The organism is Herbaspirillum autotrophicum (assembly GCF_001189915.1).
In the GTDB taxonomy this organism is placed as follows: domain Bacteria; phylum Pseudomonadota; class Gammaproteobacteria; order Burkholderiales; family Burkholderiaceae_D; genus Herbaspirillum; species Herbaspirillum autotrophicum.
Genome location: NZ_LFLS01000022.1, coordinates 1 through 22,682 on the forward strand (window position 1 = coordinate 1; position 22,682 = coordinate 22,682).

The 22,682-nt window shown below is 54.6% G+C and carries 16 protein-coding genes; 12 read left to right on the forward strand and 4 right to left on the reverse strand.

All coding sequences use genetic code 11. The features are described 5' to 3' along the window. Positions 1-320: 320 nt before the first annotated feature. On the reverse strand, positions 321-1,280 hold the full coding sequence (locus AKL27_RS16910; protein WP_050464031.1) for an autotransporter family protein: 960 nt from the start codon (positions 1,278-1,280) through the stop codon (positions 321-323). Between the two features lie 437 nt (positions 1,281-1,717). Then, the gene (locus tag AKL27_RS16915) at positions 1,718-2,491 is read right to left on the reverse strand and encodes an SDR family oxidoreductase (protein WP_050464033.1); all 774 of its coding nucleotides are present in this window, start codon (positions 2,489-2,491) and stop codon (positions 1,718-1,720) included. A gap of 111 nt (positions 2,492-2,602) precedes the next feature. Between AKL27_RS16915 and AKL27_RS16920 the strand changes: the two genes are divergently transcribed. Together AKL27_RS16920 and AKL27_RS16925 are read left to right on the forward strand one after the other, a co-directional pair. Continuing rightward, a complete protein-coding gene (locus AKL27_RS16920) occupies positions 2,603-3,499 on the forward strand; it encodes a LysR family transcriptional regulator (protein ID WP_050464034.1) in 897 nt (298 codons plus the stop codon). Between the two features lie 273 nt (positions 3,500-3,772). Then, complete coding sequence (locus tag AKL27_RS16925) at positions 3,773-4,702, forward strand: Na/Pi cotransporter family protein (protein ID WP_050464035.1); 930 nt, start codon at positions 3,773-3,775, stop codon at positions 4,700-4,702. Between the two features lie 594 nt (positions 4,703-5,296). Here the strand turns inward: AKL27_RS16925 and glmS are convergent. Continuing rightward, positions 5,297-7,114 (reverse strand): glutamine--fructose-6-phosphate transaminase (isomerizing), encoded by a 1,818-nt coding sequence (gene glmS / locus AKL27_RS16930; RefSeq protein ID WP_050464036.1) that lies wholly within the window; start codon positions 7,112-7,114, stop codon positions 5,297-5,299. Between the two features lie 158 nt (positions 7,115-7,272). Here glmS and AKL27_RS16935 point away from each other — a divergent pair, with 158 nt between their 5' ends. Beyond that, positions 7,273-7,737, forward strand: a complete 465-nt coding sequence (locus AKL27_RS16935; protein WP_050464037.1) for an Lrp/AsnC family transcriptional regulator — start codon at positions 7,273-7,275, stop codon at positions 7,735-7,737. 320 nt (positions 7,738-8,057) lie between these two features. Here AKL27_RS16935 and glmU read toward each other — a convergent pair whose 3' ends face one another. Next, the gene (gene glmU / locus AKL27_RS16940; RefSeq protein ID WP_050464038.1) at positions 8,058-9,416 is read right to left on the reverse strand and encodes a bifunctional UDP-N-acetylglucosamine diphosphorylase/glucosamine-1-phosphate N-acetyltransferase GlmU; all 1,359 of its coding nucleotides are present in this window, start codon (positions 9,414-9,416) and stop codon (positions 8,058-8,060) included. A gap of 319 nt (positions 9,417-9,735) precedes the next feature. Between glmU and AKL27_RS16945 the strand changes: the two genes are divergently transcribed. The 9 genes from AKL27_RS16945 to AKL27_RS16985 all read left to right on the forward strand — a co-directional run bounded on the left by AKL27_RS16945 (position 9,736) and on the right by AKL27_RS16985 (position 22,668). After that, a complete protein-coding gene (locus tag AKL27_RS16945; RefSeq protein WP_050464039.1) occupies positions 9,736-10,647 on the forward strand; it encodes a ribosome maturation factor RimM in 912 nt (303 codons plus the stop codon). Between the two features lie 72 nt (positions 10,648-10,719). Further along, positions 10,720-11,958, forward strand: coding sequence for a glycosyltransferase family protein (locus tag AKL27_RS16950; protein WP_157056967.1), 1,239 nt, complete (start codon positions 10,720-10,722; stop codon positions 11,956-11,958). A gap of 48 nt (positions 11,959-12,006) precedes the next feature. After that, entirely contained in the window at positions 12,007-13,827 is a 1,821-nt protein-coding gene (locus AKL27_RS16955; RefSeq protein ID WP_157056968.1) for a hypothetical protein, read from the forward strand. 35 nt (positions 13,828-13,862) lie between these two features. Next, on the forward strand, positions 13,863-15,419 hold the full coding sequence (locus AKL27_RS16960; protein WP_050464043.1) for a glycosyltransferase family protein: 1,557 nt from the start codon (positions 13,863-13,865) through the stop codon (positions 15,417-15,419). A 10-nt stretch (positions 15,420-15,429) separates the two neighbouring features. Beyond that, positions 15,430-17,358 (forward strand): methyltransferase domain-containing protein, encoded by a 1,929-nt coding sequence (locus AKL27_RS16965; protein WP_050464044.1) that lies wholly within the window; start codon positions 15,430-15,432, stop codon positions 17,356-17,358. A gap of 249 nt (positions 17,359-17,607) precedes the next feature. Next, on the forward strand, positions 17,608-18,372 hold the full coding sequence (gene rfbF / locus AKL27_RS16970) for a glucose-1-phosphate cytidylyltransferase (protein ID WP_050464045.1): 765 nt from the start codon (positions 17,608-17,610) through the stop codon (positions 18,370-18,372). Between the two features lie 40 nt (positions 18,373-18,412). After that, positions 18,413-19,726 (forward strand): lipopolysaccharide biosynthesis protein RfbH, encoded by a 1,314-nt coding sequence (gene rfbH / locus AKL27_RS16975; RefSeq protein WP_050464046.1) that lies wholly within the window; start codon positions 18,413-18,415, stop codon positions 19,724-19,726. A gap of 12 nt (positions 19,727-19,738) precedes the next feature. Continuing rightward, positions 19,739-20,848 carry an N-acetylneuraminate synthase family protein gene (locus tag AKL27_RS16980; protein WP_050464047.1) on the forward strand — a complete coding sequence of 370 codons (1,110 nt, stop codon included), beginning with the start codon at positions 19,739-19,741 and terminating at the stop codon, positions 20,846-20,848. A gap of 5 nt (positions 20,849-20,853) precedes the next feature. Beyond that, on the forward strand, positions 20,854-22,668 hold the full coding sequence (locus tag AKL27_RS16985) for a thiamine pyrophosphate-binding protein (RefSeq protein WP_050464048.1): 1,815 nt from the start codon (positions 20,854-20,856) through the stop codon (positions 22,666-22,668). The last annotated feature ends 14 nt before the right edge of the window (positions 22,669-22,682 follow it).

The following is a 22,682-nucleotide window of genomic DNA, read 5'->3' on the forward strand; positions in this document are numbered from 1 at the left end:
GATAGAGTAAGAATGAGCGTGACGACGGTGTCGTCGCATTTGCCTGGCCGCGGAAAGTGAATCAATTGGAGAGATGTTGATTTGCTCGCAGAATTGGATCGGCTTGCGATGCAAATCAACAACCGAAGCTGTGTAAGAACGTAAAACCGGATATTCGCGGGTAGCAAAAACCTTTCCGATACCGGGAAAATTGAATGGCGAGCCAACCGAGCGCCCGATAGCAGACGCTATGACTGGACAGGCGGCTATATGGATAACGCTCCGTGGCGATGATTGACGGCAGTCTTGCCTGATTTCCGGACTGTACCTTCAAACCACATCTAGAACTGCATCCTGAAACCCGCAGTGGCGGATGCGCTGTAGCTGCCATGCAGATCACTGTCGGCAGCAACTTCGCCGTAGATGGCGTAACGCTCGCCCCAGGCATACTCTCCGCCGCCGCCCACCCCGGCCCAGGTGCGCCCTTGACGCGTGTCAAACGGGGTTCCCGACACGGTCACCCGAGTACCGTTGAGGAGCTCGCGCTTGAGATTGATCAGGCCATATAAGTTGAGCTGACGCCGCTGTCCGGCAGCCTCCGGCAAATCGCGGCGGTAATCGAATGCAAGGCCGAGTCGTCCCTGCAGACTCTCACCCTTGTCACTGTCGACTTGCGCATTGAACCGGTCCCTGAAACTGAAACTGCTTGATACATAGCTCAGTTGCGCCTGCGGGATGACAGAGAATCCATCCTTGAACGGAAATGCCATGCCGGTTTCGACACTCGCGGCATAGCTGCGTGCGGGCTGGCCATTGACCAAGGGGCCGGCGAGTCTGGAACTCAGATCGCTGCTGAACCAGGTTGCCTGGAGCTGCGTATCGACATATGCGCCTTGCTGGCCGTACCAGGTCAGAGTGGTGCCCAAGCCATAGGCTTTGGTATCGATGTTGCCGTCGCCATAGACCGAGGCTACCCGGGTGTCGGCCGTGCCATAGCGGGCGGTCACTCCGCCAACCACGCGCGCGCCGTCTTTCTCGCCGGATAAGACGCGATCCACGCCGAACTGCGCCTGCCAGCTATCGATGTCTTGACGCATCGCGCTCGCAGATGTCGATGGTTCGAGGTGATTTCTTTTACCCTCCACCCGGCCCCACACCCCATCCTGGTCGCGGTCCGCAGCGTCATAGCGCCGGGTGCCGACCCGCTGGCGCAATGTGGGAACGCTGCTCAACGCCAGCAGCGTATTGGCGTAGGCCTCATTGGCCTTGTTTGTGAAAATCGCGCCACACGTCGTGCTCATGGTCGTCAATATAATTCCCCTCGCACAGCAACTCGCCGGTCCGGTAATAGGCGCGAAAGAGACCGTGCTTTAACCATCGTGATCCATCAGAGGAAAGATACTGAGAGTATCGAAATCTGACTTCGCCGGTTTCGTAGTGAGTTTCCAGAAGATGCAATTCGGCCTTGGCATTTATTTTGTCGACGGTTGGCCGGCAAGTTTCCCGCCAGGAAAGATATTTGGCTCATTTCGCCTGATACACCCTCCGCCGGCAGCGGCCATCATTCACTGTATTGCCAGGAAAACATCCGCCGGAGCAGGTGAGTGCGACGTTCTGAACGGATGCCAAGCTGCGCAAATGGACTTTTGCGTCAGCGTGTGCATCCGCTTCTCAGACGAGCGGGGCGCGGCAGGGAGCCGAACATGCATGAAGAGCACTTCGCCCCAGCGTGCTCAGCTTACTTGGTCGTATAGCCGCCGTTGATCAGGATGGTCTGTCCGGTGACCCACCAGCCGTCGCTGACCAGATGGCGGATGAACGGCACAACATCTTCGATATCGGTCAGGCCGGTCTTGCTGAAGGGAGAGAGCGCCGCTGCCGTTTTGTGATAAGCCACCGCATCCTGGCCTTCCGCCGGATAAAAGAATGGCGTGTCCATTGGGCCAGGGCCGATGGCCGTCACCGAGATTCCGCGCGCGCCGAATTCCTTGGCTGCGGCACGCGTGAAGTGTTCCACCGGTGCTTTGGTGCCTGCGTACGCCGCGTAGAAGGGCGTAAACGCACCAAGCAGAGAAGTCACCAATGTGCAGATCTTGCCGTTGTCGTTGAGGTGTTTGCCTGCCTCTTTCAGGAAAAAGAACGCCGACTTGCTGTTGACTGCCGTCATCTCGTCGTACTCGGCTTCGCTGATTTCGGCCAATGGTTTCTTGAGCACCTTGCCGACAGTATTGATGGCGATATCCGGGCGGCCGACCGCGGCGATGACATCGGCGAACAGTTTTTCAACGGCGGCGGCGGAGGTCAGGTCGGCCTGCAGCGTGATGGCTTTGGCGCCGGCGTGTTCGACAGCCGCCGCAGTGGCTTTGGCATCGGCAGCACTGGCGGCGCTGTTGTAATGGATGGCGACAGCTTTGGCGCCTTGCGCGGCCAGATCACGGGCGATCAGGCCGCCGAGATTCTTGGCGCCGCCGGCAATGAGGACGACCTTGCCTTGAATGGTGTGTTTGGACATGAGAACTCCGTTGTCGTGGTAGAGGGTTTCATCACTCTACGGGGCGCAGACATATCGATAAATAGCGTATTGACGTATAAACTATTCAGAATTTACTACCAATAAGACGTCATGGATCGGATAGACCAGCTCAGCATCTTCATTCGCGTGGCGCAAGGAGGCGGCTTCACTGTGGCCGCAGATCAACTTGGCCTGCCGCGCCCTACGGTTTCGCTTGCTATCCAGCAATTGGAGGCGAGGATCGGCACGCGGCTGTTCAATCGGACCACCCGTCGCGTCAGTCTTACCCGGGATGGCGAGGCGCTGCTGGAACGCGCCATTCGCCTGGTAGCCGACAGTGAAGCACTGGAACAACAATTCAAGCTCCGGGCCCGTGCGTTGGCCGGAAGATTAAAGGTAGATTTGCCCAGCCGCATTGCGCGCTGCCACGTGGCGCCGGCATTGCCGAAGTTCTTCGCGCGCTTTCCTGATATCACGATCGATCTGGGTTCAAGTGATCATTCAATTGATCTGGTGCAAGAAGGAATCGATTGCGCGTTGCGGGTCGGCCAGGTAGGTTCCGAGAGTTTGGTTGCACGTCCGTTGGGAAGCTTCCGGATGATCAATTGCGCGAGCCCGGCGTATCTGCTACGCCATGGGGCACCACTGAGTCCGGCCGATTTGTCACAGCACAAGACAGTTCACTATGCATTGCCCGGCGGTCGGGCTGCGCTCTGGGAATGGCAGGAAGCGGGCCATCTGCGGACCACGGCGATGACCGCCCAGGTGTCCGCCAGCAATGCCGAAACGTATATTGCTTGTTGTCTGGCCGGCACGGGACTCATTCAAATTCCGGCCTTCGATGTGCACGATCATTTGCTGGCAGGAGAGTTGATCGAAGTATTGACGGACTGGCGCGCCCCTCCGATGCCGGTGCAGATGGTGTATTCGCACCGGCGCAGTCTGTCGTTGCGGGTGCAGGCCTTCAGCGAGTGGTTGGCGGAACTGTTGGCACCCCATCTGAATTAGTGTCCGTGCGCATTGGGGGGGGGCGTTTGATATCCGTGACATGCGGCAACCTTCAAGAGGCCTCCTGTTTTTCAAGAGGAGTAGTAAGGCTTCCGCTTGATCCATATGGGTGACTGGTGCGATTCACGCAACAACACACTGAAGCAAAGGGCACGAAGTCAGCCAACAGAACATGACAGCGATGGCTTGATGAAATTAAGTATCCACAAGCAAGCCCAGATGAATCGGTGATGCGGTTATCATGACGCATCCCTCCTTCGACTACTTCTTCTCATGTCACAGTTCCAGATCATCATTGCCGCGATTTCGTCAATCGTTCTGTTTTTATATGGTCTGGAAGGATTCAGCAAGGAACTGCAGGCCACCGGCGGCGATAGGCTTCGAACCTGGTTGGCGCGCGTCACATCAAATCGTTATAACGGCTTTGTGATTGGCGCATTCGCGACCGTACTTATACAGTCAAGCAGCGCCGTCACCTCGCTGGCCACCGGTCTGGTAGATACTGGAGTGTTGAGTTTGCGCAGCAGCCTGGGCATCCTGCTGGGTGCCAATGTCGGTACCACTGCGACCGCATGGCTGGTTTCGTTCAAACTGGCCAATATCGGGCCATATTTCATTGTCCTGGGTACTGTACTGTCCATGCTACCAAGCCGAGCGAAAATGTTCGGTAAGTCCATCTTCTACTTTGGATTGATCTTTTTTGCCCTCGATCTGGTATCGACCGAATTGAAGCCGCTGCAGCAGCAGGCCTGGTGGGCTTCTGCGATAGGATATGTCGACTCGCCCCTTCCTGGCCTGATAGTCGGGGCACTCTTCACGGCCATAGTGCAATCCAGCAGCGTAGCAACGGGACTTGCGATCTTGCTTGTTCAACAGGGTGTCCTTCCGGCTGAAGGGGCCATCGCCATCGTGATCGGAGCCAATGTCGGCTCCACATCCACTGCACTCATCGCCAGCCTTTCGATGGGTCGCACAGCTAAGGCTGCGGCCTTGGCAAATCTACTTTTCAACGCATGCGGTGCTTTAATTGTTTTCCCTTTCTTGGGTGCCGTGAGCAAGGTCATCATGGGTTTTAGTGATCCTGCGATTGCCGTTGCGCTAGCGCATCTTTGTTTCAATTTGTTTATCGGCGCGCTTTTTTTGCCATCTCTGCAGTGGAGCCAGGCATGGCTTATGTCTTTAGCTGCAAGGGATGCCAAGTGAGGACCGTGTCCTTAGAGTACTTTTCTAGCTTGATCCTTGGACTTCCTATCTGCCTGTCGCAGGATGTCGTGAGCTGCGATATGTATCTCTTCTGCTAACCAGAACTCCGCAGTTCCGTGGAGGTACTGTTAGCGCAAGTTCGCTAAATCAGCTAGATGAAATATTGGGCGGAATTCTCCGACAAGAATCGCCAGCCGAATAATCCAAGTAAAAAGCATTAATGCCCCCAATTGTTGTTATGAAATCGAATTGATTTCGCTCGATTATAGGAGGCGATGTCGGCTTCCATTTGCAGTGGCCGAAATCTATGAGTTCATCGATTTCTATGCGGAGTCCCGGAGCTCTCGGATGGGCTGAGTTCGCTTTCCTAATGGCAACGAAAAGATGGCGGGAAGGGGAAAAAGTCGGAAAAAATGATAACCAACTTTGGGGGGGCGATTAGGAGCGAAAATCTGGTACAAGAACTACCCGCCAAAGCTAGATGGGTAGGGGATTTTCGGTCGATTGAGGCTAGCCGAAAATCCGCCCATTTCTAGTCAATATAAAGTGCTTCTACTGTTTCGTGACAACACAATCAGGCTAAACCACTACAAATCACTCCACAGTAACCGACTTAGCCAAATTACGCGGCTTGTCCACATCCGTACCGCGTGCCAGTGCCGTGTGATACGCCAGCAATTGCAGTGGCACCACATGCAGGATCGGTGACAGTACGCCGTAGTGTTCCGGCAGACGGATCACGTGCACCCCTTCGCTGGAGGTGATGTGTGAATCCTTGTCGGCGAAGACGTACAGTTCGCCGCCGCGGGCGCGGACTTCTTGCAGGTTCGACTTGAGTTTTTCGATCAGGGCGTCGTTCGGCGCCACGGTGACTACCGGCATTTCTTCGGTGACCAGTGCCAGCGGGCCGTGCTTGAGTTCGCCGGCGGCGTAGGCTTCGGCGTGGATGTAGGTGATTTCCTTGAGTTTGAGCGCGCCTTCCAGTGCAATCGGATAGTGCAGGCCGCGGCCGAGGAACAGGGCGTTTTCCTTGCGGGCGAAGGCTTCGGCCCAGGCTACGATGTGCGGTTCCAGCGCCAGTACGCTTTGCAATGCCGCCGGCAAGTGGCGCATCGCTTTCAGATGGGCGGCTTCCTGTTCGTCGCTCAGGCGGCCTTTGGTTTGCGCCAGTGTCAGTGTCAGCAGGAACAGTCCGACCAGTTGTGTGGTGAAGGCCTTGGTCGAGGCGACGCCGACTTCCACCCCGGCGCGGGTGATGTAGGCCAGCGCGCATTCGCGCACCATGGCGCTGGTGGCGACATTGCAGATGGTCAGCGTGTGCAGCATGCCTTGCGCGCGTGCATGTTTCAGTGCGGCCAGTGTGTCGGCAGTTTCACCGCTTTGTGAAATCGTGACCACTAGCGAGGCCGGGTTTGGCACGCTGTCGCGATAGCGATATTCACTGGCGATTTCGACATTGACCGGAATCTTCGCTATCGATTCGATCCAGTATTTTGCCGTCAGGCCGGCGTAGTAGCTGGTGCCGCAGGCCAGGATCAGGACCGAGTCGATTTGCTTGAAGACGCCGTAGGCTTTGTCGCCGAACAGTTCCGGCATGATGCCGGTGACGCCTTCGAGCGTATCGGCGATGGCGCGCGGCTGTTCGAAGATTTCCTTTTGCATGAAGTGCTGATACGGGCCGAGTTCCACCGCGCTGGTGTAGGCATGCACGGTTTTGACTTCGCGCTCGACCGCTTGCCCTTTGCTGTCGACGATCCAGACGCGTTGCAATTGCAGGTCAACCACATCGCCTTCTTCCAGATAAATGATCTGGTCGGTGGTGCCGGCCAGCGCCATGGCATCGGAGGCGACGAAATTCTGGCCTTCGCCGACGCCGACGATCAGCGGCGAACCCTGACGGGCCGCCACCACGCGGTGCGGTTCATCGACCGAAAAAACGGCAATCGCATAGGCGCCGGTGAGGCGACGCACAGCTTGTTGCACGGTATCAAACAAGTCGCCGGTATACATGTGATCGACCAGATGCGCGATCACTTCGGTATCGGTCTGGCTTTCGAAGACGTAGCCGTGGCCTTGCAGTTCGGCGCGCAGCTCGTCGTGGTTTTCGATGATGCCGTTATGTACCAGCGCAATGCGATCACGCGAGAAATGCGGATGGGCGTTGTGGGTAGCGGGCGCGCCGTGGGTGGCCCAGCGCGTGTGGGCGATGCCGGTGAAGCCGCTCAGATGGGCATTGTCTACCTGAATTTGCAAATCGGCCACGCGCGAGGTGCTGCGCGAGCGTTGCAATTTGCCATCAATGTGGAGCGCGATGCCGCAGGAATCATAACCGCGGTATTCCAGACGCTTGAGGCCTTCCAGCAGGATAGGGGTGACATTTTGCTGCGCTACTGCGCCAACGATACCGCACATGGAGACCTCGCTTGAAAGATTAAGTATTTGACATCTTAGGGGAGAGTGCGTGAAATTATCTTTCTAATTAAATCAAGTTTTGAATTATTAATTCTTGAGTTATATTGGGTGAACTAATATTTCATTTAATGAATTTCTAATTACTTATATTTCACTTTATGACTGTGTCTCTCGATGATCTGGACCGCCGTATCCTCAATGCGCTGCAAGAAGATGCTTCGCAAACGAATCATCAACTGGCAGAGCTGGTGCATGCTTCGCCGCCGACTTGTCTGCGGCGCGTCAAGCGCCTGACCGATGCCGGCGTGATCACGCGGCAGGTGGCCTTGATCGATCCGCAGCATATCGGGCCGGCGCTGACCGCGATTGTTGAAATCACGCTGGATCGCCAGGGCGATGAGCAACAAGTCGAGTTTGAAGCATTGGTCGCGCAAGAAGCCATGGTGCTGCAATGTTATCGGGTGTCGCCGGGTCCTGATTTCGTACTGGTGGTGCAAGTTGCCGATATGCCTGCCTATCATGCGCTGGCGCATCGCTTGTTCGCTGCCCACAAGAACGTGCGTAACGTTCGCAGTTATTTTTCCGTCTTGCGTACCAAATTCGAAACCCGCTTCGCCGTGTGAGCGGCGCTGTTGTCGTGGCGCTTCAGCAGGGTTTGTTTCCGTTCTGCAGTATAGGCCCGCCACGGCTGTGGCGGCGCACCTTCCGTAAAACTCTGGCGCTGATGAAGGTGTCAATCACGCAGGGATCGCGCCATGTGGGCTCATGGCGCTGAGGCGCTGGTGCAGGGCGCAGGGATCTTGCCCGATCAGGCCGATGCAGTGGCGGATGCCAGGTTGTTGCAATGCTGCGACCATCGACGTGCCGACATTGGGCTTTGCTCCAGATAGTCGGCTTCGGCGGCGATGGTCGCTTTTTTCATGGCGAATCCGGTCAGGGCAGCTTATTTCTTGATGTTGACCGGACGCTGCCAGCCCGGCAGTGACATTTGTTTGGCGCGCGACAGGGTCAGCTGGTCGGCCGGTGCATCCTTGGTCAGCGTGGTGCCGGCGCCGATGGTGGCGCCTTTGCCAACCCGTACCGGTGCCACCAGTTGGGTATCGCTGCCGATGAAGACCTCATCTTCGATCACGGTGCGGAATTTGTTGGCGCCATCGTAGTTGCAGGTAATCACGCCGGCGCCGACATTGACCTTGCTGCCGATGTCGGCATCGCCGACGTAAGCCAGGTGATTGGCCTTGCTGTGCGCGGCGATGTTGCTGTTTTTGACTTCCACGAAATTGCCGATGTGAACGTCTTCACCGAGGATGGTGCCGGGGCGCAGGCGCGCATACGGGCCGATTTGCGACGCCGCGCCGACGCTGGCGTCGTCGATATGCGAGAACGGTTTGATCTGCGCCTGTTTGCCGATGCGGGCATTCTTGATGACGCAATTGGCGCCGATGCTGACGCCGTCTTCCAGCGTCACCGTGCCTTCGAATACGCAGTTGACGTCGATGCTGACGTCGCGTCCGCAGACCAGGCTGCCGCGCACATCGAGCCGCGCCGGGTCGAGCAGGGTCACGCCCTGTTCCAGTAATGCATGTGCCACGCGCCGCTGATGCAGGCGTTCCAGTTCGGCCAGTTGTACCTTGCTGTTGACGCCCAGGGTTTCGGCCACGTCGTCCGGTTGTGCGGATACCACCTCCACGCCGTCGGCGACGGCGCGCGCGATGATGTCGGTCAGGTAATACTCGCCCTGGGCATTGTTGTTGGACAGCGTTGCCAGCCACTGACGCAGCTTGGCTGTCGGTGCCACGATGATGCCAGTATTGATTTCACGGATCGCCTTCTCGCCGGCGCTGGCATCTTTCTGCTCGACAATGCGAACGATCTTGCCGTCTTCACGCACGATGCGGCCATAACCGGTCGGATCATCCATGGTGATCGTCAGGATACCCAGCTTGTCGCTGCCGGCGCTGTCGACCAGGCGCTGCAGCGATGCGGTCCTGGTCAGCGGCACATCGCCGTAAAGAATCAGGGTTGGCACCGCGTCATCCAGATACGGCAGGGCTTGCATGACTGCGTGACCGGTGCCGAGCTGCGGCTCCTGTTTGGCAAAGGTCAGGCCGTCGCCGGCAAACGCCGTCGGCACCGCTTCGCCGCCATGACCGTAAATGACGCACAGGCCGCTTGGCGTCAGCGTGCGCGCGGTATCGATCACATGACCCAGCAGCGATTTGCCTGCCAGAGGATGGAGGACTTTCGGCAGCGCGGACTGCATGCGCTTTCCCATGCCGGCGGCGAGGATGACGATGTTCATACGGTTTTATGGAGAGGGCGAAAAATGAAGCAGAAAGTGTAGCACGCAAGTATCGTTGTTGTTTAGATAACTATCGCTTGCTCAGGTATTGAGGAAATGCAAAGTTGAGGGTTAATTCATGTTGTTATCCTTGCTTTGAGTTGCGGGCATGCAATTAAGATGACATGAGAAGCAAAGAGCGTCAGCATTAATATTTCCGCCGGGAAAATATACGCTGGCACGGCTCCGTTCTTCGCTCCGCCATCATGCAGCAGACGAAATCGATGGCTTGAATATGAGGGGGCGGCAGCAATCCATCGCATCAACAGGTGACAAGAAAATGAGTTTGAACCAACGAATGGCCGCGTTACTGCAGTCGCCGATTACTGCGATAACCTGGGACAGCATTACGCAAGAATGCATCAGGTTGCAGGAAGAGTATCCCTCCATACCATCGGGCATCAGGTGGGCATTGGAGTACAAACGTTCCCAATTGGAAAATGACCGTGGCAATGCCGCAGCAGCGTTGCAATTTCTGAAAAGTGCCATTGCTTTGGCACCGTATAACGTCGATATTCTTGACGATTACAAGAATCTGGTGCGCAAGTCGTCACGTCTGCAATGCATCGTTTTGATCATCAGCTGCAAAAAAAATGAAGCGAATGCGCTGCGACTGGCAAGTCAATTGGAGCAGATGGACATTGAATACCTGATCGTCAGCGGTTCGGACGCGGCATCAATCAAGCATGTTCGTGCCTTGCAAGTGAATACCTCTGACAGTGTGGAGGCCATGCCGCAAAAAGTGGTCGCTGCTTGTACCTGGGTGCATGAGAATCTGGGCGGTAATGTCAGCGTTCTGAAAGTGGCCGATAACCTTTTGCTGCAAGAGCCGCAGAAATTGCAGGAAATCGTGACGCAGTCAGCGCGCAAGGATGTCTATATTGGCGTGCCGGTCACCAGTTTCGAGCATGATCGCTGTCTGCATTGGGAGCAAAGTGAAAATGCAGCTTCGGAGCGTCGCCCCTATGGACGTCCTGTACTTGGTCCGTGGGCAGATGGAAGTGCCTACTATCTGGGCAGCGGGGCGGTAGAGAAAATTGTATTGTCCTTCATTCGGTTTCCCGGCTTGTTTGACGGCGAGTACTACGAAGACAAACTGATAGGCGACGTCCTCATTGCTGAAGGAGTCACTCTCGGCGGCGTTGCCAGTTATGACGATTTCGGCTTGTTCGTGAATAACGCCCGTTCATGACCGCGAGATTTTTTCATTTATCCGCCGGTACGGGACACAGACGCAGCGGCTTCAGAAAGCAATAGAACTCATATGAACACAATTCTCTTTTTATCCGGCAAAACCATGGGTGATTCGCTGGGCAGCATTGGTCGTGCGTTGGGGCCGCTATTCGAAGAACAGGGATTTGAATTCATCGAGCTGGTGCCAAGTCAGCCCGGCAGCACCGATATCTTGAATCAGATCATCAAGGAAAAAAAACTGGACTTTGTATTCTCATTCGCGGGCATGGGCGCAGATTACAAAGCCGCCAATGATCGCAACCTGTGGGAAGTGCTGGGTATTCCATTTCTTGCCATCCATGGTGATTCGCCGGCGTATTTCTTTGATCGTCATGTACATGCCAGCCCCTATGTGGCTGTCGTTTACGGATTTCATGAACATTACAATTTCCGCAAACAATTGCCAAAAATCAATGGCGTGCTGGCGATTGCAGAGCCGCTGCCACTCAATCAGTTTACGCTGGAAGACATCGATTTCAAAAAGAAGGAAAGCGGCAAACTGTTTTTTCTGAAGAATGGCAATGATCCGGAAAAATTAAGGCGCATGTGGGGCCGGGATTTGCCCCCACGAATTGCGTCCGGCTTGTTTGCCCTGGCGGACGAGCTGGATAACGAAATCGCAAGTGACCTTGGGCTGGATCTGAATGGCTTCGTCAGCGGGTTTTTCGGCGGCAAGGGAATTGATATCGATCAGGTGCCGAAGCTGCATCTGTTTTATGTCGCGCAGCTGGACGACTATCTGAGGCGCATCAAGAGCACCATGATGGCCGAGGTATTGAAGGAATTCCCGGTTGAAATTCACGGTTATAACTGGGAGCACATTGATTTCCACGGTAGTAAATGTCATTACGTGAAAGGTGCCGATTACTCCCTGTCGACCGGTCTGATCAAGGATTCGTTGGGCATGATCGACATGTCGCCGAATACGGGCTCGAATTTTCACGACCGGCCGCTACGCGCATTTGGCGCATATACCTTGTGCCTGACGAATGAACAGGCTTGTTTTCAGCAGGTGTTCGAAAACCACGCGGACTTCAGTTTCAGATTTGAACGGGAAAGCCTGCGCGAGAAGGTTGCTGATGTGTTGGCGCATCCGCAGCGATATGTAGAAATAGGCCGCAATACCGCACTGGATTTTCAGCAGAAATTCAAGGTTGAAGCATCGATCCGGAGATTATGCGAGATCGCAGACGCGGTCCGGATTGGTGCTGCTACGCGGCAGGTTGACATGCAGGACTTCTTTTTATGGCCGCCGGTATCGCTGACATAAAAACGATGTATCCGATATTCCAGATTAATTGATGAAGCGAATGCTGCCATGAAGCTTTTTATGAGTGTTTTTATTACGGACAACAGTAATACGAAACTGGATCGCGGGCTGCTGCAATCGCAATCGCGGGTAGACGTCTTCAAGTATTCGCTGGCCAGTCTTGCGGCAATTCCATTTACGGAAGCCTGGATCTATTTTTCCTGCGACGACATGTACCGGGGTTACGAGGAAGAACTCATTCTGTACGCCCATTCCTGCTTTCCGTCGTTGCGGATTCGTCCGCAACGCTTGTTGCAGCTCAGAGACTGGCAGGCGGCAATCAATGAGCTGACTGCAGATGGATCATCGGAGTTGATCTGGTATTCGGGCAACGATGACCACATCTTTGTCGATAGTGATTTACAGGTGCTCAATGAGTGCCTCCAACTGGCAGATAATTTCAGCGAACGGACTACCGATTTTTGCCTCTGTTATTCACACTGGCCGGAAAGTATAGGCCGGGTTGGACGGCTTTATGCGCATTTTGATTGTGCCTCGATCGTGTATACGAAGCAGATTGATACCCGCGATTCGATTTTGGTCATGCCGCCGGAATTATTGAAAAAATGGTTCTTTTCGGATGCCGCACAAGTGCCTGAAGATTATGTCATCCGGCGCGCAGAAAATATCCCGGTCCGTCCGGACAATTTCGCCGTGATTGTTCCCCATCGCGAATTGCTGCGTCACTTTGACGGCTATTCACATGCCGGGATTTCCATCAATGTGTGTCCGCCACTGACTATCCCGCCGGGATTTTTCAACGATGGGATCAGCATCGCTCTTGGGCCGCTGTCTGCGGAGGAGCGGCTTGAGTTGAGCGCTGACGGATACGTCATCGTGGATCCGACGGCAGAAAATTATTCTGCGGTTGAGGTGGGTGGCGCCGATTGGAAAGTCATTGAAAACCGGGTTCCATTTTTCTGGCGAGAACGTATCAGCCGGTTGGTTCGGGGTACATCGCCGGTGGCTCGGGAAGAGTTGTTGCGGCTCGCCAATAAAGCGGTTCTTGACGTCATGCGACAACGTCTGCCGATTGATTACGCCAGTGCTGCATCGCTGGCGCCAGCGGCATTCGACGACATGCCGGCAGACTACTTGCAGCACGACACGCCCAAGCTGTCGGAGGCCGGTTTGCAGTCCAACCGGCATAACCGTGTATTCAAGACATCCACTACCCGTTCTGCCGACCTCACGGTGATTCTCTTCGATCATGAGGATGCATCGCTGAGTGCCAATCGGGAACATCTGGCTGCACAGATCGCAAACATCAAATCGAAACGGGATATCGAATTCACATACCTGATGCTTAGTGAAAAGTACGGCGGCGAAGTGCAATTCGCGCGCAGCATCGATATTGCCGGGCGCGGTGCTCTCGGCAGTATCGATAACGTCATGTATCACCGATATGAGTTCTTTTGGGACTTGCTCGAAGCAACGTCACAGGCATTACCGTTTTTGCACGGGCCCCATATTCTGCTGATAGAAAATACCTTTGCTGCGCATATAACGCATATCGAAACAGTCATCCAGGAAGCGCTCGATGCCATTGATGCGGGGAATGCGTTGCCGGTAGCCTTTCTGGCAACGGTGACAAATGGCACTTCGCACTCAGTGGTTGACCGGCATAGCGCAATCCTGCTGCAGAGCGCAGAGCTGACGTCGCTGTTGTCTTCTTATGCGGCGTCACCTTCGCTGCGCGGAGTGGTGGATCAGTTGCTTTGTCTGCGTACGGTCAAAGGACTCGATCCTGGCGAGATAAGACAGGGAATCAGTCATGTCGCTTTCGAGCAAGTACTCATGGCGCCCAAGTTCAACATTTACCTCGATTGAGTAATCATGCAACGTAGAAACGGCGATCAACTGCGATGATCATCATCAATTCAGGCGCGTACGTCATTGCGGAGTTTCAGGCCGAGTTTGGAAAAATTCCGCCTTCGCTGCTGCCAATCGGAAATAAAACCCTGCTTGAACATCAGGTTGCAAATCTCAGGGAATCGTTTCCTGATGAGCAGCGCATTGTCGTGTCGTTGCCGGAACATTACGAATTGACGATCAATGAGTCCCATCTGCTGACCAGGCTGGGACTCTCTGCAGTATTCACGCCTGAAAATTTCACGCTTGCGGAATCCGTATTGTACGTACTGAATACGCTCGGAAAGGCAGACGGCGTAGTCCGCTTGCTGCATGGTGATACGCTCATCGGCGGCTTTCCGCCGGGGACTGATCTTGTGGCAGTCGCCAAGACCAGAGACGATTACGGCTGGCAGTACGAATCAGTGGCCGATGAAACATTGGCATGGTGTGGATTTTTCTGTTTTTCTTCCGCGCGCGATTTGATCCGGACGTTGACTATCTCACGTGGTCAGTTCACCAAAGCGGTTCGCATCTACGAAGAAAGCATCCCCGTTACTCTGTGCAGGGTCGATGACTGGTTTGATCTGGGCCATATCAATACGTATTTTCGGTCTCGTTCGACGATTACCACGCAACGTGCATTCAATGAACTGACGATCCGGGCTGGCGTGGTGATGAAATCGGGTTCTCCGTCGCGCAAGATCCAGGCTGAGGCCAACTGGATAAAATCGTTGCCGGTACGACTCAAACGTTATGTGCCTCAGATTATCGAGGAGGGCATTGATGCGCGCGGCGATTTTTTTTACGCCACGGAATATCTGGCGCTCTCGCCATTGAACGAGATTTTCGTTCATGGACGCAATCCTGAATCTTTTTGGCAGCGGATCTTTTTCCTGATCAGGGATTTTCTGGAAAATTGCCGGGAATTGCAACCCACGGACGAGCTGAAGCAGAAAATAGCTGCCGACATGGCCTTGTTGTGCCGGGAAAAGACGCGGCAGCGGTTGTCCGCATTTGCAAAAGCGACTGGCAGCGCGACGCATCATGCCACCACCTGCGCTGGCAGGTCGCTGCCGTCACTGGAAGATATGGCCGAGGTCTGTATTGCCAGATCGATGGCGCTGCCGGTTTTCAGTAGCGTCATGCATGGAGATTTCTGCTTCAGCAATATTCTTCTCGATTCGCGTTCGGATGCACTCAAGGTAATTGATCCGCGCGGAATGAATGAGCTGGGAGAGATGGTGATTGCCGGAGATCAAAAATACGATCTGGCGAAACTGGCGCACTCAGTGCTTGGTTTGTACGACTTCATCATCGCCGGTCGTTATCAGTTGCTTGAAACCGCATCCGGCGACACAGAGATTTCTTTCAATCTGGATGCGCGCCTGGAGTCGATCCAGAAGGATTTCCTGGCGACAGAATTTTTACCCGGATTTTCAACCCGCGAAATCATGCCGCTCGTCGTCCTGTTGTTTTTATCGATGTTGCCGTTGCATGCAGACCGTCCGGACCGGCAGAGGGCGATGAAATTGAATGCAATACGTCTGTATTCGACCTACCTGACGTGAGGAACGCACGATGATTGTCATTCCGATGGCGGGACAAAGCAGCCGATTCTTCAACGCCGGCTATACCGTGCCCAAGTATCAGTTGCAGTTGGGGGCCAATAGCGTTTTCTATCATGTGATCAATTCGTTTCGTTACTATTTCGACAGCGAAGAATTTTTGTTCATCGTCAATGATGAAAATGTCGTGCGTTTCATCCATGCGCAGGCAGCGTTGCTGGGCATTCGCGACTACCGCATCAACAATCTCGGACGGGCGACTGCGGGCCAGGCCGAAACCGTGTTTCTCGGCATGCAGGATATTGACGACGCATCAATTTACATTTTCAACATCGATACCATTCGTCACGACTATCGCAAGCCGGATTTCATCGGCGAGGCAGACGGCTATCTGGAGGTTTTCAGGGATGCCGGCGGACATTGGTCGTTTGTTGACCCGGGGCCTGATGGTACGGTATTGCGAACAACGGAAAAAGAGCGGATATCCGATTTGTGCAGCGACGGGCTGTACTACTTCAAGAGCAAGAAAGATTTCGATACGGTCTTCCTGCACGCGCAGAAAAATGGCCTGACTACGCGCGGGGAGTTGTATGTGGCACCGCTTTATAATGCCCTTATCGGTGCCGGCAAGGATATTCGCTACGCGGTAGCGGAGCGATCATGCCTGGATTTGTGCGGTACTCCGGATGAGTATGTGGCGTTGATAAAAAAATATCAGGCTGACCTGACCGATGATGTAGTCCCGGATAACCCTGACGATATGCCAAAACCAGACCCTTCAGCTGCCGTCGCCAGTTTTGCATTTTCTCCCATCATCAGAAACGTCGATGTGATCGATCTGCAACCTGATCTGGAGCATCTGTTCAGTTTCGAACACTTTCCGGTATACGCCGGATGCACCGGGCAGCCGCGCGAAGAAGATTTGTTTTCGGCGTTGTCATTTTCGATCAGTAAAGGCAGTGGCTGTGTCCAGCTCGACAAGTTGATACCGCTCGATATTCTTTACGCGGCCAATCACGCGGATGTTGTTGGCGGTATATGGGAACGCCATCACAAGGAGTTTGCCCGTTTTATTGCCGACCTGGCCCCCGCCAGCGTGTTGGAGATCGGCGGTGCGCACGGCATGCTCTGCAAAAACAGCAAGGAATTCAACGCTGCATTGAAATGGACCATTGTCGAGCCGAATCCGATTCCTCGCGACGATGTCGATGCGACGTATATTCGGGCATTCTTTGATGCCAGTTTCAGATCTGACCTGCAATGCGATATGGTAGTGCATTCACATACGCTGGAACACAGCTATGACCCGCAGGAATTTGTCAAAAATATCGGCGGATTCCTGGCCGAGAATGCATATCACGTGTTCAGCATTCCCGATATTGAAGCCTGGCTTGAGCAGAAATTCACCAATGCACTGAATTTCGAGCATACCTATTTGCTGAACGATTTATATGTCACGCGCCTGTTGCAGGACAACGGCTTTCGCGTCGTCAGAAAACAGACATTCGGCGACCGGCATTCGGTTTTTTACGCGGCAATCAAGGACAGCGCCACGACAGAAAAAAAGACCGCCTATCCGTCTCACCTGTTTGAACGCAATGTACGGTTATTGCAGAACTACAAGACCTATCTCGAAAACGAGATTGCTACGCTGAATGCCCGTCTGGAGAAAATCCCTGGCCCGGTTTATCTGTTCGGCGCCCATGTGTTCAGTCAGACACTGATCGCACTTGGATTGGATACCAGGAAAATTGCTTGCATCATTGACAACAGCAAGGCGAAGCAAGGCAAGCGCTTGTATGGAACCGGCCTGTCCGTGTGTGCAGCAGAGGTGCTTGCCGATCAGCAGGCACCGGTGGTCATCATTCGCGCCGGCTCCTACAACGAAGAGATCAAAGCCGGGATTTGGGAAGCCATCAATCCGGCGACTGTCTTTATCTGACGATCGAGCGGCGACCCCGCGCTGGCCTTGCTCCGCAATCCGGTTTGGTCATCATGTTGCCGCGTTGCTGCCGGCATTCGTCTGCAAAATCGCCATTTCAGGCCATTGCGGAGGTCACGAATGTGCTCAGGAAGGCCCAGATTAAGCTGCAAATACCCCCTTGATCCCTGATTAAAGCCTGTTTGCTCTATGTTTTAATCCATGTCATTGGCGCAAAAGCCGCTTATTTTCCTCAAGCAGAGAATATTTATGAAAGTCGTCATCCTTGCCGGTGGACTTGGTACCCGCCTCAGCGAAGAAACCGCATTGCGGCCAAAACCGATGGTGGAGATCGGCGGCAAGCCTATTCTGTGGCACATCATGAAAATCTATGCGGCGCATGGATTGACCGAATTCATCGTGTGCTGCGGTTATCGCGGCTACATGATCAAGGAATATTTCGCCAATTACTTCCTGCACATGTCGGATGTGACGTTCGATATGTCGAACAACAAAATGGAAGTGCATCAGCGCCATGCCGAGCCCTGGAAGGTAACGCTGGTCGATACCGGTGAAGACACGATGACCGGCGGCCGCTTGCGCCGGGTACGCAACTATATCGGCGACGATGATTTTTGCTTCACCTACGGCGATGGCATCGGCGATGTCGATATCACGGCGCTGCTGGCATATCACAAAAGCCATGATTGCCTGGCCACCGTCACTGGCGCTCAGCCGCAGGGACGTTTCGGATCGCTGAAGACGGATGGCGATCAGGTGCTCAGTTTCAAGGAAAAGCCGGTGGATGAAAGCGGCTGGATCAGTGCCGGATTTTTTGTCTTGTCGCCCAAAGTGATTGATTACATCGAAGGCGATGACACCATGTGGGAACTGGAACCGATTGACCGGCTGACCAGAGAAGGTCAGTTGAAAGTCCATTTCCACCGCAATTTCTGGCAGCCGATGGATACCTTGCGCGACAAAATGTATCTGGAAGAGTTGTGGCAGTCCGGCAAAGCGCCGTGGCGACTGTAACCGGCGATACGTTCCCAAGATTTTTCCCGACCCCGCCAACATGAATAAAGATCAACTTAAACAACAGATCATCGAGCTGGTTGCCCAGTACGGACAACTGAGCACGCAGCCAGCACCGTTTGTGCCAGGTCAGTCAAGCGTGCCGCCGGCCGGCAAGGTCATCGGCGCCAAAGAAATCCAGTTCATGGTGGAAGCCTCGCTGGATGGCTGGCTGACCACCGGGCGTTTCAACGATCAGTTCGAAGCACGTCTGGCCAAGATCATCGGCGTGCAGCATCTGATCACGGTCAACTCCGGTTCGTCGGCCAACCTGGTGGCTTTTTCAACATTGACCTCACCCAAGCTCGGTGATCGCGCCATTCGTCCCGGCGACGAAGTGATCGGCGTGGCTGCCGGCTTTCCGACCACTGTCAATCCGATTTTGCAATTCGGTGCCGTGCCGGTATTTGTGGATGTCGACATTCCGACCTACAACATCGACCCGGCGCGCATCGAAGCTGCCATTTCGCCCAAGACCAAGGCCATCATGCTGGCCCATACCTTGGGCAATCCATACAATCTGGATGTGGTGGTGGCGCTGTGCAAGAAGTATGGCCTGTGGCTGATCGAAGACTGCTGCGACGCGCTGGGCTCGACCTACAAGGGCCAGATGGTCGGCACCTTCGGTGATATCGGCACCCTCAGTTTTTATCCGGCACATCACATCACGATGGGCGAGGGTGGCGCCGTATTCACCAACAATTACGAATTGAAGCAGATTGCGGAATCGTTCCGCGACTGGGGGCGCGACTGCTATTGCGCGCCGGGCAAGGACAATACCTGCAACAAGCGGTTTTGCTGGAAGCTGGGTGATCTGCCGCAGGGCTACGATCACAAGTACACCTACTCCCACCTCGGCTACAACCTCAAGATTACCGATATGCAGGCGGCCTGCGGCCTGGCGCAGCTGGACCGGGTCGATGAGTTTGTTGCTGCCAGAAAGCGCAACTTCAGTTTTCTGACCAGTCGCCTGAAGGATTGTGAAGAATTCATGATCCTGCCGCAGGCAACGCCTGATTCAGATCCGTCCTGGTTCGGTTTTCCGATTACCTTGCGCGACAACGCGCCGGTATCCCGCCTCGACCTGCTGACGTATCTGGATCAGCACAAGATCGGTACGCGCTTGCTGTTTGCCGGCAATCTGACGCGTCAGCCTTACATGCAGGGCCGCAATTACCGCGTTGTCGGCGACCTCGCCAACAGCGACATCGTGATGAATAACACGTTCTGGCTCGGAGTCTATCCGGGACTGGGCGAGGAACAGCTTGATTTTGTCGCGCACAAGATCGAAGCATTCTTGGGAATCAACTTTTAACCGGGAGTTATCGTGGGGGCAATTTCGCAGAAAAACAAGGACCTGTTCGAGAATCTGTTCGTGCTTGAATTGGCCAACAATCACTGGGGCCGGCTTGAGCGTGGATTGAAGATCATTCGCGATCATGGCTCCGTGGTGCGCTTCAATAACGTCAAAGCGGCAATCAAACTGCAGTTCCGTGATGTCGATGCGTTTATCCATCCGGACTTCAAGGGCACTTCCGAGCAGCGTTACATCAAGAAGACTGAAGATACCAAACTGACGCGCGATGAGTTCGCGCGCATGGTCGAAGAGATCAAGCAGGTGTCCTGCATTCCGATGGCGACCCCGTTTGACGAAGCCTCGGTAGACCTGTGTGTCGAGTTCGACATGCCGATCATCAAGATCGCCAGTTCCGACATGAATGACTGGGTGCTGATCGAAAAGATTGCGTCGACACGACGTCCCGTCATCGCCTCTACCGGTGGTGCTTCGGAAAAAGATCTGGACGATCTGGTGCGCTTTTTCGAAAAGCGCGACATTCCGCTGTCCATCAATCACTGCGTATCGCTGTATCCATCGGAAGATGGTGAGCTGGAACTGGATCAGATCGACTATCTGAAGAAGCGTTATCCGAATCTGGTGGTCGGCTTGTCCACGCATGAATATCACGACTGGCATTCGTCGATGTTGATTTCTTATGGCAAGGGCGCCCGGACCTGGGAGCGGCATATCGATATTGATTACGAAGGCGTCCCGGTATCCTCCTATTGTTCATTGCCGCATCAATGCGATGCCTGGTTCAAGGCGTTTCAGAAGAGCCGGGAAATGTGTGGCGGTCGAAGCCAGTCGCGTCGCGTGATTTCCAAGAAGGAAACACAATACCTGGATGCATTGGTGCGTGGCGTGTATGCCAAACGCAACCTGGAACCGGGATACGTATTTTCGAAAGATGATTTCGAAAAAGATTTTTATCTGGCAATTCCGCTGCGCAAGGGGCAGTTGTCGTGCCGTGAAATCATGAATGGCGAACAATTGACAACCGAACTGAAGGCCGATGAAGCGTTGACGATCAATCACATCGATGGCCCTTACAGCGAAAGCCAGGCATTGAAGGAATTGATTCTGAATCGTGGGATATAAGTGACATGAAGCGTGTATCGGAACAGATTGCCGAGTGGTTCGTCCACCAGGGACTGAAACAGGTGTTTTCAGTGACCGGCGGCGGCGCCATGTTTCTCAATCAGGCACTCGGCAACAACGACGGATTGCAGTGCACCTTCATGCATCATGAACAGGCGTGCGCGATGGCGGCAGAAGGTTATGCACGTATCGCCGGCAAACCTGCGATCGTGATGGTGACCACCGGTCCGGGCGCCATCAATGCCTTTAACGGCGTATATGGTGCCTACACCGATTCGATCCCGATGATTGTCATCTCCGGGCAAGTCAAACGGGAAACCTGTCTGTCATTTCATGAACTGCCGGCATTGCGGCAGCTCGGTGATCAGGAAGGTCCGACCATCGCGATGGCGTCGGCCATCTGCAAGTATGCCGAGATCATCCGCCAGCCAGCCGATTTGGAACGCATATTGCCGGAAGCATTCCGGCAAGCCGTGACGGGACGTCCGGGACCGGTGTGGCTCGATATTCCGCTGGATATCCAGTCTGCTGTCGAAGAGCTGCATATTCCGGACGTGGAAATTGCTGCCCGCGATGTCGTCGCCGATGCGGCGATGGTCGCGCAGTATCAAGACATCATGCGGCGTCTGGCCAGTGCCAATCGGCCATTGATCCTGGCCGGTACCGGCGTCAGGCTGGCAGATGCCGGCAAAGCGTTGCTGCAATTTGCCGAACGCACCGGCATTCCGGTGGCGACTGCATGGACCCATGACCTGATCGCGTCGGATCATCCCTTGTTTGCCGGCCGGCCCGGCACGATCGGTACGCGCGCAGGTAATTTTTGCCTGCAGAATGCCGATTTCGTGCTGGTCCTGGGGTCGCGTCTGAATATCCGCCAGACCAGTTATAACTGGGATTCTTTCGCCAAGAATGCCTGGGTGGCGCAAGTGGATATCGACCCGGCCGAATTGGCGAAGCCGACCATCAAGGTAGACCAGCCCATTGTTGCCGATGTCCGCCACTTCATTGCAGGACTGTCGGCGCAACTGGAGCATGCGGCGCTGCCGGACTATTCGGCCTGGGCCAGGTGGTGCCGCAATATCGGCGATGAATATGCCGTGGTAAAAGAGCACCGGCATGTTGCCAATGCGCCGTTGAATCCCTATTTGGTGGTGGATCGTGTCTTCCGCAATATGCGCGACGACGATATTGCTGCGTGCGGCAACGCATCCGCATGCATTTTGCCATTCCAGATCGGTAGCCTCAAAGCCGGACAGAGACTGTTCAGCAACTCCGGTTCAGCATCCATGGGCTACGATTTGCCGGCAGCTCTTGGCGCGGCAACGGCAGTTGCCAGTCATGGCGGACGGGTGATCTGTTTCGCCGGTGACGGCAGTCTGCAGATGAATATTCAGGAATTGCAGACGCTGAAATCGGCCGGGCTCAACGTCATTGTGGTTGTCATCAATAACGGCGGTTACGTTTCGATCTGGCAAACGCACGAAAATTTCTTTGGCAAGGTGATCGGCGCCACGCCGGCTTCCGGGGTCGATTTTCCTGATTACGCAGCGGTTGCACGTGCCTACGGTATTCGCAGCGCTACCATCCGTGGCGAGCAAGATCTGGATCAACTCGATCAGTTGCTGGCGAGCGATGGACCATTGTTGCTTGATATTGTGGTGGATGCCCGACAAGAATTCACGCCGCGCATAAAGTCGCGTGTGGATGAAAATGGCAAATTCGTAACGCCGGAACTGGACGACATGTTCCCCTTCCTGTCGCCGCAAATCGTTGACGCCATCAGGGTTTCGGCCAATGCAATCAGCGCGGCAAAGAGATAGGGCAGTGGCTCAGA

Excerpts from the sequence above, each read along its gene's own strand:
- rfbF (WP_050464045.1), top strand. The coding sequence starts at position 17,608 with ATGAAAGTCGTCATCCTTGCCGGTGGACTTGGTACCCGCCTCAGCGAA.
- AKL27_RS16955 (WP_157056968.1), top strand. The coding sequence starts at position 12,007 with ATGAAGCTTTTTATGAGTGTTTTTATTACGGACAACAGTAATACGAAA.
- AKL27_RS16945 (WP_050464039.1), top strand. The coding sequence starts at position 9,736 with ATGAGTTTGAACCAACGAATGGCCGCGTTACTGCAGTCGCCGATTACT.
- glmU (WP_050464038.1), bottom strand. The coding sequence starts at position 9,416 with ATGAACATCGTCATCCTCGCCGCCGGCATGGGAAAGCGCATGCAGTCC.
- AKL27_RS16910 (WP_050464031.1), bottom strand. The coding sequence starts at position 1,280 with ATGAGCACGACGTGTGGCGCGATTTTCACAAACAAGGCCAATGAGGCC.
- AKL27_RS16920 (WP_050464034.1), top strand. The coding sequence starts at position 2,603 with ATGGATCGGATAGACCAGCTCAGCATCTTCATTCGCGTGGCGCAAGGA.
- AKL27_RS16965 (WP_050464044.1), top strand. The coding sequence starts at position 15,430 with ATGATTGTCATTCCGATGGCGGGACAAAGCAGCCGATTCTTCAACGCC.
- AKL27_RS16960 (WP_050464043.1), top strand. The coding sequence starts at position 13,863 with ATGATCATCATCAATTCAGGCGCGTACGTCATTGCGGAGTTTCAGGCC.
- AKL27_RS16985 (WP_050464048.1), top strand. The coding sequence starts at position 20,854 with ATGAAGCGTGTATCGGAACAGATTGCCGAGTGGTTCGTCCACCAGGGA.
- AKL27_RS16935 (WP_050464037.1), top strand. The coding sequence starts at position 7,273 with ATGACTGTGTCTCTCGATGATCTGGACCGCCGTATCCTCAATGCGCTG.
- rfbH (WP_050464046.1), top strand. The coding sequence starts at position 18,413 with ATGAATAAAGATCAACTTAAACAACAGATCATCGAGCTGGTTGCCCAG.
- AKL27_RS16915 (WP_050464033.1), bottom strand. The coding sequence starts at position 2,491 with ATGTCCAAACACACCATTCAAGGCAAGGTCGTCCTCATTGCCGGCGGC.
- glmS (WP_050464036.1), bottom strand. The coding sequence starts at position 7,114 with ATGTGCGGTATCGTTGGCGCAGTAGCGCAGCAAAATGTCACCCCTATC.
- AKL27_RS16950 (WP_157056967.1), top strand. The coding sequence starts at position 10,720 with ATGAACACAATTCTCTTTTTATCCGGCAAAACCATGGGTGATTCGCTG.
- AKL27_RS16925 (WP_050464035.1), top strand. The coding sequence starts at position 3,773 with ATGTCACAGTTCCAGATCATCATTGCCGCGATTTCGTCAATCGTTCTG.